Raw genomic sequence first — 18,430 nt, forward strand, 5'->3', positions numbered from 1 at the left:
TTGCCGCCAAACCAATGGAAGGCGAAGGGTGAACATTGTTACATATCAATTTTGAATGAAAAGAATTTTGAATTGATATTTTACAACGCCGATTTCGCCGCCGTATCAATAACGAATAAACAATGGGGAACATGACATGAACTACAAGATTTCGAACTCGACGCTCGCACTGTCGCGACGGGCACTGATGGTGGGCGTCCTGGCGTTCAGTGCTGCCTATCTGCCGCACACCGTGGCTTACGCTGCCGAACAGGATGTTTTCACGCTCGGCAAGGCTGGCGATCCAGACAACATCGATCCGGCTGTAACCGGCACCAACAACAGTTTCACCGTAACCTATCCTGCTTACGAGCGACTGGTGAAGTACAACGGTTCTGCTTCGGATATGATCGGGGAGCTTGCTGAAAGCTGGGAAGCAAGTCCCGATGCCAAGGTCTGGACCTTCAAGATTGCCAAGGGTCATAAATTCGCCGACGGCACGCCTGTCACCAATGAAGCCGTCAAATTCAGCATCGAACGCGTCGTCAAGGTAGAGAAGAGCCAGTCGAAGCAGTTTACCCAGATCACCAAGATCGAACTGGTGGATGCCGACTCGATCCGCTTCACCCTCGAAAACCCGTCGGCAACGTTCCTGTCGCTGCTCGCCGGCTCCGGTGCCAGCATCGTCAATCCGGCCGTCATGCAGCATGAAGCCGCTGGCGACATGGGCCAGGCCTATCTCGCTGATCATACGATGGGCAGCGGTGCCTATCAGGTCACAAGCTGGGAGAAGGGTCAGCAGATCGTTATGGAGCCGAACCAGCATTATGCCGGTACGCCTGCTCTGAAAAAGGTGGTGATCCGCATCATCAAGGATGCCTCCGCACGCCGTTTGCAGTTGGAAAAGGGTGATCTCGATCTGGTTGAAGACCTTCCGTCCGACCAGCTGGAATCGCTGGCAAGCGTCGAAGATGTGGCCATCGTCGATGAGCCCGGCTTTTTCGTCACCTATCTCTATTTGAACAACAAGAGCGCTCCCCTCGACAACGTCAAGGTTCGCCAGGCGATCTCCTACGCCATGGATTATCAGGGCATTATCGACGGCGTCCTGCACGGCAAGGCCAAGCAGATGCGCGGTGCCGTGCCGTCCGGCATGTGGTCGCATGATGAGACCGTGAAGCAGTACACATACGATCCGGAAAAGGCGAAGGCGCTTCTGGCGGAAGCAGGCGTTTCCAATGCCAAGCTGGGTTTTCTGTATGCCAAAACCGACCCGAACTGGGAAGTGACCGGCCTTGTCTTGCAGCAGGCGCTGGCCCCGCTCGGCATCACGCTGGACATGCAGGAAAACGACTATCCGACCATGCGCGACAAGATCGACAAGGGCAACTTCGATATCGCCGCCGGCAACTGGTCGCCAGACCTGGCCGACCCATCGGAATTCGTCAAGTGGTGGTTCGATTCGAAGTACCAGGGGCTGTCGGGCAATCGCGCGTTTTATTCCAATCCGGACGTCGACAAGCTGATTCGGGATGCGGACGTGATCTCCGACCAGACCGCACGCGAAGAAGCCTACAAGAAGGTGCAGGCAATTACTGCCGAGGAAGCGCCTTACGTCATGCTCTTCCAGCGCAATTTCCAGGTTGCCATGCGCAAGAATGTGGAAGGTTATGTTTATAACCCGATGCTGCTGCAGATGTACAACTTCGCGGATATGAAAAAGAACTAAGAGAAACGAACTGCCCGGGCCATGGACGGCCCGGGCAGCTTTCCCATGGCTTCCAGCGCCATACCATCAAGTCTGGATAATTTAGCGAGTTAGACATGTCTTTCATCAACACGATCCGGCGCCGTTTCGTCTTTTTGTTCCTGGTCGTTTTCGGGGTGTCCCTGGTCACGTTCGTGATCTCCCACATGATCCCCGGTAACCCGGCAGAGATGATTGCCGGCGACAAGGCTCCCAAGGAACTTGTCGAGAAGATCTACAAGGACATGGGGCTCGACCGCCCGGTGCTTGTCCAGTATTTCAAATATATGTCGAACCTGTTGCAGGGCGACCTCGGCATATCCATCCGTACGCAGCGGCCGGTTCTCGATGATATCCTGATCTTCTTTCCGGCAACACTCGAACTTGCTGCTGTGGCCCTGAGCATATCCCTGATCTTCGGTGTGCCGCTCGGCGGTCTTTCCGCGTTGTGGAAGGGCAAGGCCATTGATCATATCGGCCACACGATCTCCGTCACCGGGATATCAACGCCTGCTTTCTGGCTCGGTCTGCTGCTGATCTATTTCTTCTATGGCAAGCTCGGCATCTTGCCAGCCTCCGGTCGCATCGACAGCTCCCTCGCGCCGCCGGTCCATGTCACAGGCCTCTACCTCGTGGATTCCCTGATCGCCGGCGACTGGACAGCCTTCAAGAGCGCGTTCAAATATCTGCTCCTGCCAAGCCTGACCCTCGGCTTCATTCATGTCGGCGTCGTGATGCGGCAAATCCGCTCTGCCATGCTGGAAGTTCTGCGCGAGGATTATATCCGTACCGCGCGTGCAAGCGGCCTGTCTCCAGCGCGCATCGTGCTCGATCACGCGCTGCGAAACGCGCTGATACCGTCGGTGACGATCGTCGGGCTTGCCTTCGGCGACCTTCTCTACGGAGCCGTCCTGACGGAATCCATCTTCGCGTGGCCAGGCATGGGAAATTACGTGGTGCTGTCGATTACAGCGCTCGATTTCCCCGCAATCATGGGCTTCACCATTGTCGCATCCACCGTGTACGTTCTGGTGAACCTGGTGGTCGATCTCATTTACGCGGCACTCGATCCGCAAATCCGGGCTATCGGCTGATGAGCATTGCCATGAACAAGACCAGCCGTTTCGATTGGGGCGGACTTTTCTATCGTTTGAGCCTTCATCCGCAGATGATCATCGGGAATGTCATCGTCGCCATCGTTCTGTGCGTCATGATCTTTGCGCCGTGGATCGCGCCTTACGAACCCACCAAGCTGGATATTCTCAACCGTCTTGCCGCGCCAAGCGCCAAGCACTGGTTCGGCACCGACCAGATCGGGCGCGATATCTTTTCACGGGTTGTCTACGGCTCCCGCATCTCGGTGTCGGTTGGCCTGGGCGTGGTGCTGCTGGCCATGCCGATAGGGGCGGTTGTCGGCGCGTTTTCGGGTCTGGCGGGCGGAAAGGTCGATACGGCGATCATGCGCGTCATGGATGTCATGCTGTCCTTCCCGGCCTTTGTCATGGCCATCGCGCTGGCTGCCGCGCTCGGCCCCAGCCTGACCAATGCCATGTTCGCCATCGCTGTCCTGCGTATTCCGTTCTATGTCCGCCTTGCGCGTGGGCAGGCGCTATCGCTGCGTGAACGGTCTTACGTCAAGGCGGCGGAGACCTTCGGCTCGTCGAGAATCCGCACTGTGTGTCGTCATATCGTACCCAATGCTCTGGCGCCGGTTCTCGTGCAGGCCATGCTGGATATCGGTGCTGCGATCCTCACGGCCTCGGCGCTGAGCTTTATCGGCCTTGGTGCGCAGGAGCCGGCTGCGGAATGGGGCGCCATGGTTGCAACGGGCCGCAACTTCCTGCTCGACCAGTGGTGGTTTCCGACCTTTCCAGGCCTTGCCATCCTGATCACCGCGATCGGCTTCAACCTTTTTGGCGACGGCCTGCGTGAAATGACCGATCCGCGTATGCAGGGACGATGAACGACATGACCCAGCCTGTATTGAAGGTCGAAGATCTTTCCTTGGAATTTCCGCATCGTCTGGAAGCGTTTCCGGCGCTCGAGGGCGTGAACTTTCACATCGAACCCGGCGAGATCATCGGACTCGTCGGCGAATCCGGCTCCGGGAAATCCGTGACGGCCATGTCGGTGCTCCGGCTGCTGCCAGAGGGCTCGGCCCTGTACCGCGATGGCAAGATTCTCGTTCTCAAAGACGATGTGCTGAAGGCCGACCCGAGGCAGTTGCGCAAGATGCGCGGCGCGACCGCGTCGATGATCTTCCAGGAGCCGATGAATGCCCTGAACCCGACCATCCGCATCGGGCGGCAAATCACCCAGGTGATACGCACCCATGAGAAACAGGTCAGCAAATCGGAGGCGGAACTGCGCGCGCGCCAGTTGTTGATCGAAATGCAGGTGCAGGACGTGGATCGCGTCATGCTGTCCTATCCTTTCGAGCTGTCCGGTGGTTTGCGCCAGCGCGTCCTGATCGCCATGGCGTTTTCCTGCAACCCTTCCCTGCTGATTGCCGATGAGCCGACCACCGCGCTTGACGTGACGGTGCAGGCGCAGGTGCTGGGCCTTCTGCGCGAACGCGCGCGTGAGCGCGGCATGGCCGTGCTCTTCATTACCCATGATCTGGCGGTGGTTTCGCAATTGTGCGACCGCGCTTACGTGATGTATGCTGGCCGCATCATCGAGCAGGGCACGACCCGTGAGGTGTTGCAGCAACCGCTTCATCCCTATACGCGCGCCCTCCTGCAATCCCTCCCCGAGGCGACCGAACCCAAGCACTATCTCGCGGCCATTCCCGGCACGGCAGCAAGTGCCGGCGATAGACTAAGCGGCTGCAGTTTCCGTCCCCGCTGTTCTCTGAGCCATGAAAACTGTTCGACACTGCCGCAGCTCCTTGCGAGCAAGCAGTCCGATGGCCACAAGGTTGCCTGTTGGCGTTCCGAGGACGTAGCTTCCCAGGGCGGCAAGACACCGCCAAGAATGATGAATGCCACTGCCGACACCAGCGTCCATACCGCGCCATTGCTCAGTCTCACCGATGTCGAAGTCCGCTTTCCGGTTGGCCAGACCTGGCTTGGCCGTCCAAGATCCCATGTCCACGCGTTGAACGGTGTGAGCCTCGATATCCGGCGCGGCGAAACGCTGGGGATCGTCGGCGAATCCGGCTGCGGCAAGAGTACGCTTTCGCGGGTTGTCATGGGACTGCAGCGTGCGACATCCGGACATGTCGTGTTCGATGGCAGCGACCTGTCCACGCAATCGCCCAAGGCGCTCAAGAAACTGCGTCAGAACTTCCAGATTGTCTTTCAGGATCCGCAGGGTTCGCTCGACCCCAGAATGTCGGTCGAGGCATTGATCAGCGAGCCGCTGGTTGTCGCCGGCGAGCTTTCGAATGCACAGATCAGCGAGCGGGTTCTGGACCTTGCGCAGAAGGTGGGCTTTCGCCCCGAACAGTTGTCGCGATACCCGCATCAGTTTTCCGGTGGACAGCGCCAGCGCATCGCGATTGCCCGCGCCCTGGCCCTTCAGCCGGATCTTGTGGTTCTCGACGAGCCGACGTCAGCCCTCGATGTCTCCGTTCAGGCGCAGATCCTGAACCTGCTGGCCGATCTGCAGCAGCAGATGAACCTGACCTACCTGTTTATCTCCCACAATGTCGCTGTGATCCGGCACTTCGCCGACCGTGTTGCGGTCATGTATCTCGGTCAGGTCGTTGAACTCGGAAGTGCGCGGGATGTGCTGGAACGGCCCGCGCATCCGTATACGCGTGCGCTTCTGGCCGCGGTGCCAAAGCTTGAACAGGATGCGACGCTGAATCAGCCGCTGCGCAATGCCGAACTGCCCAGCAATCGCAAACTTCCGACGGGTTGTTTCTTCAAGGATCGATGCGACCAGGCCGACAGCGACTGCTCGAAACCGCAGATGTTGCGTGCGATGGACGACGGGCGACACGTCCGTTGCATACGCCCGCGCGAATTTTACGTAGAGAATGCGAGGTAACGGAATGAAGATTGCAATCGGTGGCTTCCAGCACGAGACCAATACCTTCGTGCCGGATACGACAGGCTGGGTGGCCTTCAATATTCCGGGCGGCTGGCCACCCCTGACGCTCGGTGCGGCGATCATCCCGGTCCTGGCCGGACGCAACCTGCCCGCGGCAGGGATGATCGATGAAGCCAACGCGCAAGCCATTCCGTTCGAACCGCTGGTCTGGGTGCAAGCGGAGCCGGGCGGCATGGTCGAGCGCGACGCCTACGAGAAAATAGTCGCGCTTTTCCTCGAAGGCATCGCCGAGAAAGGGCCATTCGACGCCATCCTGCTCGATCTGCATGGCGCCATGGTTGTGGAGGGCATCGGCGACGGCGAGGGCGACTTTCTCCGCCGCATCCGTGAAACTGTCGGGCCCGATGTGCTGATTGCGGCCAGCCTTGATCTGCATGCCAATGTCAGTCAGTCCATGGCGGACAACAGCGATTTCATGTCGGCATACCGCACCTATCCGCATGTCGACATGGCCGAAACCGGACACCGGACGGCTCAGGTTGTGTTCGACATGCTGCGGGAGAACAAGCGCTTTACCAAGACGCTGATCCAGCTTCCTTTCCTGATTCCAATCCCGGCTCAATGCACGCTTTCCGGCCCCACGAAGGCAATTTATGAGAAACTGGAGGGTCTCGAACTGGACAATGAGGTCCATCTCAGTTTCTCGCCGGGCTTTCCGCCTTCCGATACGGCAGACTGCGGCCCGACGGTTCTCGGCTACGGCGCCCCGGGCGAAACCGAGCGGCTCGCCGGTGTGCTCGCTGAGGTGGTTCAGCAAGCCGAGCAGGCCTATGCCCAGGACGAAGTCCTTGACGAAGAAGCCGGTGTGCGCCTTGCGATGTCACTCGCTGAAACTGCGACACGCCCGGTGATCCTGGTGGATACGCAAGACAATCCCGGTGCTGGCGGGTCCGGTGATACGACAGGATTGATAAAGAGCCTTGTCGCATGCCAGGCAAAGGGCGCGGTGGTGGCGGTCGTTTTCGATCCCGAAATTGCCAGGCTTGCGCATGATCGTGGCACTGGCGCTACGTTCACTGCTGACATCGGCGGTCGGGGTGGTCCGGCTGGCGTTACGCCGCTGACGGATACCTTCGAGGTTTTGGCATTGGCGAATGGCGAATTTCAGGGGAGCGGCGCATTCTACGCCGGAAGCACGGTCGATTTCGGTCCGTTGGCGCTGTTGCGCATTGCCGACTCCAAGGTCGATATCGTTGTCGGCAGCAGGCGGTCACAGGCAGGCACGCAGGCGATTTTTCGCCATCTGGGCGTCGATCCGAACGCCTTCAAGATCATCGGCCTGAAAAGCTCGGTACATTTCCGGGCGGACTTTCAAGCGATCGCCGAGCGTATCCTTGTGGTAAAAAGTCCCGGCTACAATACCGCCGACCCGGCCGAACTTCCGTATCAGCGGATTCGTCCGGGCGTCAGATGGAAACCTGTTGCGACAGCATAGGGCGTCGCAGTCGTCTGGATGATGGAACCGGGTGCATGAAAGACCCGGCTCCATTTTGCCTGGATACAGCGCATTGCTGAAGGGTCAGGCACCCCAGCCCGAAACCGATTTGACGGTCAGGAATTCCTCAAGCCCCCAAACGCCGCCCTCACGTGCACCGCCCGAGTGGCGTACGCCACCAAAGGGCGCGCCGGCGCCGCGAGCCATGCCGTTCATCTCGACCATGCCGGCCTGCAGCCGACGTGCCATTCGATTGCGCCGCGCGCCATCCGCACTCTGCACATAATTCGTCAGGCCGTAATCCGTGTCATTGGCAATGGCGATCGCCTCTTCCTCATCATTGAACGGAATGATCGAAAGGACCGGGCCGAAAATCTCGTCCCGTGCGATCGTCATGTCGTTAGAAACATCGGCAAAGACGGTCGGCTGCACGAAATAGCCGCGGTTCAATCCCTTGGATCGCCCCGTGCCGCCAGCAACGAGCCGCCCGCCTTCGCGCAGGCCCGTCTCGATCAGCGATTGCACGCGGTCGAACTGGCGCTCCGAGATCACCGGCCCCATATGCGGCCCCTCTTCGGTGGAGGCGCCCACGGCAATCGACCGGGCGGCCTCCCCTGCCCTTTCCACAGCCTGCTCGTACACCGAACGTTCGACCAGCATCCGGGTCGGCGCGTTGCAGTTCTGGCCGCTGTTGATGAAGCACTGGCGCACGCCCCGCTCGACGGCATCTTGGTCCGCATCGGCGAAGATCAGGTTCGCACCCTTGCCACCCAGTTCAAGCGCGACACGCTTGAACGTATCGGCCGCACCCTTGATGATGCTGGCGCCGGCCCGCGTCGAGCCCGTGAAACTGATCATGGCAACATCGGGATGTTCTACCATCCGGGCGCCAGCGGTCACGCCGTCCCCCTGGATCAGGTTGAAGACACCGGCAGGTGCGCCAGCCTGGTGGATGATCTCCGCCAGCAGTGCGGAAGAAAGCGGGGCGAGTTCCGAGGGCTTCAACACCATGGTGCAGCCGGCAAGCAACGCCGGAATGACCTTGAGCGCAACCTGGCTCATCGGCCAGTTCCAAGGCGTGATCAGGCCGACGACGCCGATCGGCTGCATCAGGATGCGGTCGTCGGGCGCATGGGGGCCGAGAGGCCGGACAAAGTCGAAATCCTCCATCGCGGTCAGGAAGTTGGTCATGTGGCGCAACGCTGCAGGCGCCTGTCGCGTGCGTGCGAGCTCGATCGGAGCGCCCATTTCCTGGGAGATCGCCCGCGCCATGTCCTCCATGCGGGCCGCATAGATTTCCTGGATACGCCTGATCAGCGCGATGCGCTCGGCCGGGTCGCTCGTGCTCCACGCCGGAAAGGCCCGTTTGGCGGCCATGATAGCGGCATCGACGTCGTCCCGGCCGGCAAGCCGGACCGTGCCGAACGCATTTTCCGTGGTGGCGTCGATCAGCGTGTGCTCTTGCGTCGATCCCGCAGGGGTCCAGCGGCCATCGATGTAGAATTCGTGCAAATTCGGCATGTGTCTCTCCTGAATAGACTGGTTAGCTGGGATCGTTCAGCGCCAGCTCGGGCACGGGGGCCGCGTCGAAGAAATGGATGTCACCCGATGCTACAGCCAGATAGATGGTTTCGCCGGGCGCGAAAGCCGTGCGGCCGCGAACGAGCACGCGAATGAGCTGTCCGGCGATCCGGGCGGTTATCTGGGTTTCCAACCCGGTCGGTTCGACGATGGAGACCGTCGCCGGCCATCCGGTCTCGGCGATGGTGAAATGTTCCGGCCGTACGCCAACGGTTAACCGGTTGCGTTGTTTCGGATCGGCGCATGGGAGCGGGAGCCTGGCGCCGTCGGCGAGCCTCAAACAGTTTCCGTCAACAATATCGCCCTGAAGAAAATTCATCGGCGGCGAACCGATGAAAGCCGCAACGAAAAGGCTGGCGGGCTTGTCGTAAAGTTCGAGCGGCGGCCCTTCCTGCTCGATCACGCCGCCATTCATCACGACAACCCGGTCTGCCAGCGTCATCGCTTCGATCTGGTCATGCGTGACGTAGATTGTCGTGGTGCCCAACCGCTGGTGCAGTTCCTTGAGTTCGGAACGCATCTGCACCCTGAGCTTGGCGTCGAGATTGGACAACGGTTCGTCGAACAGGAAGACGTCGGGATCGCGGACGATGGCGCGCCCCATGGCCACCCGCTGGCGCTGCCCGCCGGAAAGCTGGCGCGGCTTGCGGTCCAGCAACGGTTCCAGCCCCAGAATGCGTGCCGCGTTGTTTACCCGTGTCGCGATCTCCGGCTTGGGCACGCGGCGCTGCTGCAGGGCAAAGCTCATATTGTCACGCACGTTTTTATGGGGGTAGAGCGCGTAGTTCTGAAACACCATGGCGATGTCGCGGTCCTTCGGTGCGACGTCGTTGACCACTCGGCCGCCGATCACGATATCGCCGCCGGAGATGTCTTCCAGCCCGGCGATCATCCGCAGAAGTGTCGATTTTCCGCACCCGGAGGGACCAACCAACGCGACGAATTCACCATCCTTGATGTCGATCGATACGCCGTGCAACACCTGCACCGCGCCATAGGATTTGCGGACATCGCGTATTTGTACCGTACCCATTTGGAAAATCCTCCCTTTACCGACCAGGTTGCCGGTCGGTGCATCGTCGTGTGTTTGTAACGGAGATCGTCAGGTCGCTCGCGCGGCGCCACCTTCCGGCACCTCGCCAATCATCCTGATCAGGAAATCGCCGGTATTCTTTTCGTGCTGGTTGACCAACGCGGCGGCGGCGGAAAAATCGCCCGCGTGGAGCTTGTCGCGGATCGCCATGTGTTCCTTCAGGGCGTCCCGAAGACGCTGCGGCTGCGGCGCGATTCCGTGGCGCTGGGCGGACATGAGACCGTGCATGTTCTCGAGCAACCGCTTGCACCAGGGCGATTCCGGATTGTCGCAAAGCAACAGATGAAATTCCAGATTCCGATCGCCGAAGGCGGCAAAATCGTCCCGGTCCAGCGCCTCGGCGGAGACCTCGATGTTTTCATCGATCTTCGCCAGTCGTTTGGTATCGAAATTTGCCGCGCCGAGTTCCACTGCCAGCCCGCAGATCAGGCCACGCAAGGCGCTGATCTCGCGGATCTGGGGTGCCCGCAGCCCCTGAACGACCGCTCCGATGTGGTTTTGAACCTCGAGCCATCCCTCGGATGCCAGACTGCGGATGGCTTCGCGGATCGGGGTCTCGCTGATGCCGAGCGCGTCGGAAACCTCCCGCGTGGTGATACGGTCGCCCGGCCCCACGCTGCCGCTGAGGACCATCGATTGGATATGCTGCCGAGCGTGCTCGGCTTTCGTCATGTAGGTCTTCGGCGATGGCATCGATTTCATCCAGTTTCAGTTAAAGGCCCGATCTATCCCTTGGTCGCACCATCCGCCAACCCTTTGATCAGCCACTTCTGAACAAGCAAGGCAAAGACCACGACAGGCAAGACGGTAATGGTGCCGACAGCGGTCAGCGCACCCCAGTTTGCGCCATTGACGGTGTCACCGGCGATCCCGGCAATGGCAACAGGAATGGTCGAGGCATGCCGGTTGGTGAGAACGAGAGCGAACAGGAGTTCTTCCCAGGCAAGAATCATACTGAAAATCAGGGTCGATAGAAGTCCCGGCAACGAGATCGGCAGGATGATCTTGAAGAAGGCGCCGTAGCGTGAGCAGCCGTCGATCATTGCGGACTCTTCAAGCTCCTTCGGCAAGGACAGGAAGAAGCTGCGCATCAGCCACATGACATAGGGAATGAGAAAGGTGCTGTAGGCGAGGATCAGCGTGATGTGCTTGTCGGTCAGCCCGAGTTTCCGGGCAACGAGGAACATCGGCACCGCAAGCGCGATCGGCGGCACCCCCCGCGAGAGGAGGATCAACAGACCGACCGTCTGGGCGCCTTTCAGCCGGATGCGAGCCAGCGCGTAGCCTGCCATGGTCCCGACCACCATGGAGAACAGCGCCGAGCAGGACGCGACAATGATCGTGTTGACGATACGCCCCAGGATATCGGCGCGTTTCATGTACTCGACATAGGTCGCAATCGTCGGCGTGAACAGGAAGCGGGGCGGATTGGTGAAAATGTCCACCTGCTGCTTGAAGGAGGTAAGCACCATCCAGTAGATCGGAAAGAGAAAAACGATGCTGACGAGAATGCCGGCGAGGACGCGGACCCTGTGGCCCAGCACGCTCTTGTTTTTATGGGAAAGACCAGACCTGGCGTTCAAAACAGTTCCTCCAGCTTGCGGCTGCCGTACAGGAAGATGCCCGTCAGAATCATGGTGAGCGCCAGAACGATCACAGCCATCGCGGCAGATTCGGCAAAGCGCAGCGACCGGAAGGCTTCCTCGTAGATGAAAAGATTGACGACGCTGGTCGCCTTGCCGGGTCCGCCATAGGTGGCCGCAAGCACGATGTCGAACATCTTGACCGCACCAAGCCAGCGGATGACGAAAGTGGCGGCGATGATCGGCACGAGCAGCGGCAACGCGACGGACCAGAGCGTCGACCACCAGTTGGCGCCGTCGATCTTGGCGGCCTCGAACACATCCTTCGGCAAGGCCAGCAGGGCTGCGGTCGCGATGAGGACGATGAACGGCGTCCAGCGCCAGGTGTCGATCATGATCACCGCAGCCATGGCAAGCGTCGGGTCGCCGAACCAGTCGAGCGGGCCGATGCCGACAAGACCAAGCCAGTAATTCATGACCCCCCAAAGCGGATCAAGGATCATGCGCCACATGCCGCCTGCGACGACCGGGGCCACGACCATGGGGATGATGAACAGCGCGCGCAACGCGCTACGGCCCCACCATTCCGCGTTGATCAGGAAGGCTATTCCAAAGCCGAGCGTAACCTGGAGGGGAAGCGCGATGACCAGATAGACCAGCGTGACCTTCAGGGAATCCCAGAAGCGATAATCGCCGATCGCCTCTTGGTAATTGGCCCAGCCGACCCACTCGCCCGCACTGAAGGTGGCGAGATCGAACGAGGCGAAACTGATCTCGATCGTGTAGTAGATCGGGTAGGCAAGCATGACGATCAGAACGACGATGCTCGGCATGAGGAACGACCAGCGCGCAGCAAGATCGGCGCCTTTCCTGCTGATGCCGGACCGGGCACGACCGGGACCGTTCGGAACGGCGCCGTCTGATGTTCTAGTGACAGCCATTTCTGCTTCCTCCGTCATTTTCTAGCGCCAGATCCTTCCGCGCGATCTGACCGGCTCGAGCAACGACCAGTCGCCCTCCTCCACCTCATAGCCGATCGGAAACGGAGCGCGAACCTCGATACCGATTGCCGTCATCACGCGGTCGTCGCGGTAGTAACACCGCGTCGCCACGGCCTCGAGGATAGCGGCGCGTTCAGGTTCAGCTGCGCGAAAGTCGGCCAGCAGTGTGACTTGGCGGTCACGCGGCAATGATCCAAGGCTTCCGCCGGCCATGGCGTCGATCATCCCGAGCGCTTCTTCAAGGAATGCGCGATCCCGCCCTGTCGAGCGCAGGATCTCGCGGAAGATTGCCGGATCGTCGGCACCCGGCAAGCCGAATTCCGCACTGGCCGGTATCATATGTCCCACGACGGCCAGCAATGTGCCGCCGGCGTCGTCGAATTCATTTTGGTCTGGTCCTGCCGATGGTGTCATGGCTGTTTCAATCAAAAAGGTCATAGAGACGGGATTTGATCTGGTCGGCGACGTAGAGCGCCACCGCCTGGATCGTCGATGTCGGGTTGACGCCGCCGGATGTGACGAACACGCTGCCATCGACGATGAAGAGGTTCTTCACATCGTGGCTGCGGCCCCATTCGTTCACCACTGAGCGTGCGGGGTCGGTTCCCATGCGGGCCGTGCCCATCAGGTGCCATCCGGCATAGGCAAGCGGCGATCTCGTGGTAATATCCCGCGCGCCTGCAGCCTGCAGGATTTCGATACCGCGGGCCAACGAGTGATCGAGCATCTTCTGTGTGTTTTCACCAATGCGGTAGGTGATTTTCGGCGCTGGAATGCCGTTTCCATCCTTGAGATCGGCATCAAGCGTAACCGTGTTGATTTCTTCCGGCAGGTCTTCGCAGACCGATACCATCCCGGCACTATGGCCAAACATCCGGCGGAACGCGGCATGATGGCCTTCTCCCCAAGGGATCAGCCCATCGATCATGCCGTTCGTGGCGGTCCTCACCGGTCCCATGCCCCGCGAGAACTGATAACAGTACCCCCGCAGGAAGCCCCGTGCGGCATCTGTTTCATAGAACTCATGGCTCCAGGTGCAGATCGGCGGGCCGCGATGGGCATCCATCGGTTCGTCGAAATGCCCGCGGATTTGCGCATAGGGATGCAGCATCAGGTTCTTGCCGACAAGACCACTGGAATTGGCGAGACCGTTGGGAAAGCGCGTTGACGCGGAATTCAGAAGAAGCCGCGGGGTACCGATCCCGTTGCAGGCAATAATGACGATCTCCGCCGGCTGGAAAACTTCATTTCCGTCCGCATCGAAGTAATGCGCGCCGGTCGCCATGCCATCATCGTTGGTTTCGATACGACTGACGCGGCAGCGTGTCCTGAGTTCGATACGGGCGCGGATCGCTTCCGGCCAGTAGGTGACATCGGTGCTGCCCTTGGCGCCTTGCGCACAACCGGAACCGCACTGGCCCAGATTGATGCATGGCGCACGTCCTTTGTATTCGCGTGTGGTGATCGCGGCATCCGAGGGCCACCAATGCCAACCCAGCTTGTTCATCGCCTTGCCAAGCGTCTGGCCGGTGCGACCAAGCGGAATCGGCGGCATCACCGCGTCCTTAGGCGGGTATGCGGGGTCGCCTTCAAGGCTCGAGATCCCCATCATCCGGTCGTTCAGGCCGTAGAAAGGCTCAAGCGTGTTGTAATCGATCGGCCAGTCGTCGGCGATGCCATCGAGGCTGCGGACTTTGAAGTCCGACGGATGAAGGCGCGGGTAGTGGCCGGCATAGAGCACCGTGCCGCCTCCGACGCCGTTGAAGTTGGCGATCTTGATGGGTGAATCATCATCATTGACGGGATAGTCTGCCGCCAGCCCGCGCCGGTTCGGGCTGATCGAAAAATCCTCGGAAAGCCTGGCTTCCCAGTCCCTCCCCGTACTCGGAAAAGCAGAACTTTGCTGCCAGTCGCCCTGCTCCAGACAAAGAATATGCATCTTCGTCTCGGCAAGGCTCCAGGCCACCGCCGCGCCGGAAGCGCCTGCTCCGATAATAAGAACGTCTACTCGTTCGTTCATGGTCAAAGCATACGTCTCCACGCCGCGCTCAGGCATTACGTCTTAAAATGAGAGCCGGGATGGCTCTGTACGGTTCCACATGCCGGCAGCCGGGATGGGCGGATATTTGGCAAGTGCTGCCTCGATCGGTTCGGTGCCCCAGCCCGGACGGTCCGGCACGATCAGATGTCCGTCCTTGAATTCCGGTACGTGGGTGAAGATTTCGGCATCCCACGAAATGCGATCGATATCGGTTTCCATAATCGTCAGGTTCGGCACCGATGCGCAGAAATGCGCATTCATCATGGTGCAGAGGTGACCATAGAAATTGTGACAGGCGACGTTGGTCTCGTATGCTTCGGCCGCAGCTGCAATCTTCATCGATTGCCACACACCGTTCCAGGGCGTGTCGATAATCGCCACATCGACTGCCTGCTCGCGGAAGAACGGCAGAAACTGCTGCAGACCGATCAGGGTCTCGCAGGACGCGATCGGATGCTTGCTCTGCGAGCGGATATAGGCGAGCGCCTTGGGATCGAGCGTATCAAGTTCGACCCAGAACAGGTCGAGATCCGCCGTCTCGCGCAGGATCTTCAGATACCCGTCCGTCTTGGCATTGTAGTTGAGATCGAGCAGAATATCGATGTCTGGTCCGGCTTCGGCCCGCATCGTCTCGAGATGACGGCGCAGATCCTTGAGCGTCTTGCGCTCGACATTCCTGTTGGTTTCGTAGGGACGTCCGAAGCCTGGCGACCATCCCTGCAGGCGATCCTCGTCGTCGTAATGGAAGATGTTCGTCTTGAGGGCGGTGAAACCCTTTTCCCCCACCTCGCGGGAGATCTGCTTTACGCCATCGATGTCGGTAATGGCAGGCGAGTAATGCGGAGCGCGTGTGCGATAGGATACGCAATGCGACCAGTAGACACGGATCTTGTCGCGAACTTTGCCGCCGAGCAGCACATGGCACGGAACGTCCAGTGCCTTGGCCTTGATGTCGAGAAGCGCATTCTCGATAGCGCCAAGCGCCTGCCCCACCACGCCGCCGGAGCCGGGACGTGTGACATTGCGCAAGTCTTCGCGGATATGCTCATGCTGCATCGCGCTTTTACCGATGATGCGGCCGGAAATCTCGTTTATCGCGGCAGACACGCCAGGCGAACCGAAATATTCGTCGAATTCACTCCAGCCGACAATTCCATCCTCCGTCGTGATCTTCAGGAAATGGTAGTTGCGCCATGAGTTGCTGCAGGACAACGTCCTGACTTCGCTTACAATTGCTTTCGTTGGCATCATATTCCTCGGTATTTCGGGCGCTGAAAGAGCGACCCATGCGTGCGATGCCGAATGCATCGATCGGATTGCGCGGCATGGCTGGTGGCGGCCGCGGTCTGGAAGGATCAGGTGCCGTCGGCCACAAAGCCGACGGCCGGGGCGTCGCGACCAGCGACGCCGGCAAAGGCCTATTTCAGGACCTTGGCGATCTTGTCGGATGCAGTCTGCAGCACTTCCGCGCTGGTGGCCTGTCCTGCAAGTCCGCGGGCGATTTCATCGGCGAGAATTTGCTGAGCTGCATCGGATTTCGGGCTGCGGATGCGCCACATCTTCCCCTCGGCCGCCACGTCATAGGCGTTCTGCAGGGTTTGGTAGACGGGTTTCAGCCAAGGAGCGCTCGGCTCGTTGGCAAGGGTCGATTTGCGGGCCGGGAAAGACCCACCCAGGGACGCATTGACGGCTTCGCCCTGCTTCGAGGACAACCATTGAACGAAAGCCCAGGAAGCCTCGAGTTCTTCCGTCTTGCTGCTGACGCCAGCGTTCCAGATTCCGCGATGGGTTCCCGCACGGGCGCTGCCGACGGGAAGCACCTGAATGCCAACCTCGTCGGCTGTCAACGTGGTGGTCTGCTTGTCGATGGCGGTCGGCTTGTAGACACTGCCCCAGGTGATCATGTTGGCAACGATCCCCTGGCGGAAAGCCTGCAGGGATTCGGAGAAGCCGTGGCCCAGCGCGCCGGGAGGTGCGAAGTCCAGCAGGCGCTTATGGATGTCGAGCGACGCGATGCCCGTCTCATTGGCAAAGGCCGGGGCACCCGCTTCATCGAGCAGCGATCCACCGTTTGAATTCAGGATCGACTGCCAGATCGTCGGCGTCAAAGGTTCACGGACGAAATAGGTATCGATCGCCCAGGAGTCCGGCGTGCCGTCGCCATTGGCGTCCTGCACCAGCTTCGGGGCATTGGCAAAGAACTGGCCCCAGGTCAGATCGGGTGTCGGCTCGGCAACGCCGGCCTTCTTGTAGAGCGTGCGGTTGTAGAACATCAGCAGCATGTTCGACCGTACCGGGACGGCATATTGCTTTCCATCCCATTCGCCGGACGCCAGTGGTGCTGCGTTAAAGTCTGTCCAGTCGTAGTCCTTGTCGGTGATCGGCGCTACGTCCGGACCCTTCAGGTCCATGAGAGCGCCGATCTGTGCTAGTTGGGGAACCCAGGGGTCATCGCTGATCAGAACGTCATATTCCGGCTGCGGGCTGGTGCTGTCCAGCATCATCTTGGCCAGAAGCTCGGTGTAAGGGACGCCGTCGATGCTGACCTTTACGTTCGGAAACGCCTTGTTGAATTCCGGCACGAGCACGGTCTGCCAATTGTTGGCAAATGCCTCGTTGGCCATGATCTTGATTTCGACGGCCCCGTCGGGTGTTCCAAGCCCTTCCGCCGCCGCCTCGCCGATCGGCACCGCGACCATCATCAAGGATCCGGCAAGGATCCTCAGGATATTCCGCCGGCGTACAGGCAAACTCGTTTCATTGCTCGTCATAACAGTCTCCTCCTCTGCTTTCCATATTCTATAGAATATAGAAAATGCGCGCGTCAACCCGATTGCAAGAGATAACGATGAATTTTGGCAGGAGTTGACCGGCTGGCGATACTGTCTTCGCAGGTTTCAATCGCGCATAAGGGACATGCCGGCCGCTCTGCGATGCTTGGCAACACGGATGCCGCCTGGATGATGGAAAATGTCAGGGTGTGTACGGTCAGCGATCTGGCCCGCATTTTCCTGGAAGAGACGCCAGCCAAAAAACCGTGATGCAGCCTTCCTCACCTTTCACAGCTACCACCATGATCTTTGCATCAACCCGTGGCACAGCAGGGCCGGCGTGCTGCGACCGGACGGCACGACCGGCCTCTGTCACTTTGCCGTCACCTCGCCCGCTTCGATATCCTGCGGGCCACGTGCCGCCGCATCCTTGAGGGTCATCAACCCCGCCTGGATGTCGTGATGTGACGTTAATGCCCGGCGGGGTTTTGCGGCGATGAAAATAATACCTTTGGCTCCTGCGCCGTCTTTCCCTGACAGGCAAGAACGGACATGATCGCCCTGCGCAACACGACACATCACGGGCATGAATCGAACCGCCACGATCGATTCAAAGTCTCATTGGATGCCGGTGAACCACCGCGCCATTGTCCTGGTCCTGGTCCTGGTCCTGGTCCTGGACCCCTCCTCCGTTTCATCTTCATTGCCAGCGCATCGACAAGGCCGAAACATGGTACGGTACTATTCGCTTGCGAACGAGCAGAACGCTTTCGGAGATGTTGAGGCTGTCAGACGTTGGGGGCGGATTGGGCGGCGGGGTAGGAGAAGCGGGACATGTGTCGAACCCGGAAAGATGCCATCGTTCACTTCCTGCATCTCGCGCTTGGGAAGCGGAAAAGAGGGTATGTACCGGTGGCGCCGGCCGTGCCAATGTAGGCGGGAGCAGAAGTCTAGACGGGGGAGCCTGTCAGGACGATGGTCCAGCGGCCCCGGAAAATCGGGGGTTCGGAACACGTGGCAAGCGTGTTGTACATGTACAACGGGGGCAGATATCGTCATTCGGCGGGGAGCATGATACCTCCATATGCGGCCGCGACACTGGTTGTACATGTACAACGATCGCTAATCGGTGAGGCCATC

At 59.8% G+C, this 18,430-nt stretch carries 16 protein-coding genes; 6 read left to right on the plus strand and 10 right to left on the minus strand.

The window, feature by feature from the left end; translation table 11 throughout:
* Positions 1 to 136: 136 nt before the first annotated feature.
* From VL202_RS24630 to VL202_RS24650, 5 genes are all read left to right on the plus strand, one after another.
* Positions 137 to 1,708, plus strand: coding sequence for an ABC transporter substrate-binding protein (locus VL202_RS24630; protein WP_325466687.1), 1,572 nt, complete (start codon positions 137 to 139; stop codon positions 1,706 to 1,708).
* 95 nt (positions 1,709 to 1,803) lie between these two features.
* Positions 1,804 to 2,820, plus strand: a complete 1,017-nt coding sequence (locus tag VL202_RS24635; protein ID WP_325466688.1) for an ABC transporter permease — start codon at positions 1,804 to 1,806, stop codon at positions 2,818 to 2,820.
* The gene (locus VL202_RS24640) at positions 2,820 to 3,689 is read left to right on the plus strand and encodes an ABC transporter permease subunit (protein ID WP_325466689.1); all 870 of its coding nucleotides are present in this window, start codon (positions 2,820 to 2,822) and stop codon (positions 3,687 to 3,689) included. Before VL202_RS24635 ends, VL202_RS24640 begins: the two co-directional genes overlap by 1 nt.
* A 5-nt stretch (positions 3,690 to 3,694) precedes the next feature.
* Complete coding sequence (locus VL202_RS24645; RefSeq protein WP_325466690.1) at positions 3,695 to 5,722, plus strand: ABC transporter ATP-binding protein; 2,028 nt, start codon at positions 3,695 to 3,697, stop codon at positions 5,720 to 5,722.
* Positions 5,723 to 5,726: 4 nt separating this feature from the next.
* Entirely contained in the window at positions 5,727 to 7,220 is a 1,494-nt protein-coding gene (locus VL202_RS24650) for a M81 family metallopeptidase (RefSeq protein ID WP_325466691.1), read from the plus strand.
* 84 nt (positions 7,221 to 7,304) lie between these two features.
* Here the strand turns inward: VL202_RS24650 and VL202_RS24655 are convergent, their stop codons facing one another.
* From VL202_RS24655 to VL202_RS24700, 10 genes are all read right to left on the minus strand, one after another.
* The gene (locus tag VL202_RS24655; RefSeq protein WP_325466692.1) at positions 7,305 to 8,741 is read right to left on the minus strand and encodes an aldehyde dehydrogenase family protein; all 1,437 of its coding nucleotides are present in this window, start codon (positions 8,739 to 8,741) and stop codon (positions 7,305 to 7,307) included.
* Between the two features lie 22 nt (positions 8,742 to 8,763).
* On the minus strand, positions 8,764 to 9,834 hold the full coding sequence (locus VL202_RS24660) for a sn-glycerol-3-phosphate ABC transporter ATP-binding protein UgpC (protein ID WP_325466693.1): 1,071 nt from the start codon (positions 9,832 to 9,834) through the stop codon (positions 8,764 to 8,766).
* Between the two features lie 69 nt (positions 9,835 to 9,903).
* Complete coding sequence (locus VL202_RS24665; RefSeq protein WP_325466694.1) at positions 9,904 to 10,587, minus strand: GntR family transcriptional regulator; 684 nt, start codon at positions 10,585 to 10,587, stop codon at positions 9,904 to 9,906.
* A 32-nt stretch (positions 10,588 to 10,619) separates the two neighbouring features.
* The gene (locus tag VL202_RS24670; RefSeq protein ID WP_325466695.1) at positions 10,620 to 11,477 is read right to left on the minus strand and encodes a carbohydrate ABC transporter permease; all 858 of its coding nucleotides are present in this window, start codon (positions 11,475 to 11,477) and stop codon (positions 10,620 to 10,622) included.
* A complete protein-coding gene (locus VL202_RS24675; RefSeq protein WP_325466696.1) occupies positions 11,474 to 12,418 on the minus strand; it encodes a sugar ABC transporter permease in 945 nt (314 codons plus the stop codon). Before VL202_RS24675 ends, VL202_RS24670 begins: the two co-directional genes overlap by 4 nt.
* Before the next feature lie 21 nt (positions 12,419 to 12,439).
* Positions 12,440 to 12,892 (minus strand): hypothetical protein, encoded by a 453-nt coding sequence (locus VL202_RS24680; protein ID WP_325466697.1) that lies wholly within the window; start codon positions 12,890 to 12,892, stop codon positions 12,440 to 12,442.
* Positions 12,893 to 12,899: 7 nt separating this feature from the next.
* Entirely contained in the window at positions 12,900 to 14,498 is a 1,599-nt protein-coding gene (locus VL202_RS24685) for a GMC family oxidoreductase (protein ID WP_325466698.1), read from the minus strand.
* A 42-nt stretch (positions 14,499 to 14,540) separates the two neighbouring features.
* Positions 14,541 to 15,767 (minus strand): mandelate racemase/muconate lactonizing enzyme family protein, encoded by a 1,227-nt coding sequence (locus VL202_RS24690; RefSeq protein WP_414692944.1) that lies wholly within the window; start codon positions 15,765 to 15,767, stop codon positions 14,541 to 14,543.
* A gap of 170 nt (positions 15,768 to 15,937) precedes the next feature.
* Positions 15,938 to 17,290 carry a sugar ABC transporter substrate-binding protein gene (locus tag VL202_RS24695; RefSeq protein WP_325466700.1) on the minus strand — a complete coding sequence of 451 codons (1,353 nt, stop codon included), beginning with the start codon at positions 17,288 to 17,290 and terminating at the stop codon, positions 15,938 to 15,940.
* Positions 17,291 to 17,662: 372 nt separating this feature from the next.
* Positions 17,663 to 17,893 carry a hypothetical protein gene (locus VL202_RS24700; protein ID WP_325466701.1) on the minus strand — a complete coding sequence of 77 codons (231 nt, stop codon included), beginning with the start codon at positions 17,891 to 17,893 and terminating at the stop codon, positions 17,663 to 17,665.
* Positions 17,894 to 18,020: 127 nt separating this feature from the next.
* Here VL202_RS24700 and VL202_RS24705 point away from each other — a divergent pair, with 127 nt between their 5' ends.
* Positions 18,021 to 18,365, plus strand: a complete 345-nt coding sequence (locus tag VL202_RS24705) for a WGR domain-containing protein (RefSeq protein ID WP_325466702.1) — start codon at positions 18,021 to 18,023, stop codon at positions 18,363 to 18,365.
* The last annotated feature ends 65 nt before the right edge of the window (positions 18,366 to 18,430 follow it).

The organism is Pararhizobium sp. (assembly GCF_035497515.1).
Lineage (GTDB): Bacteria > Pseudomonadota > Alphaproteobacteria > Rhizobiales > Rhizobiaceae > Pararhizobium.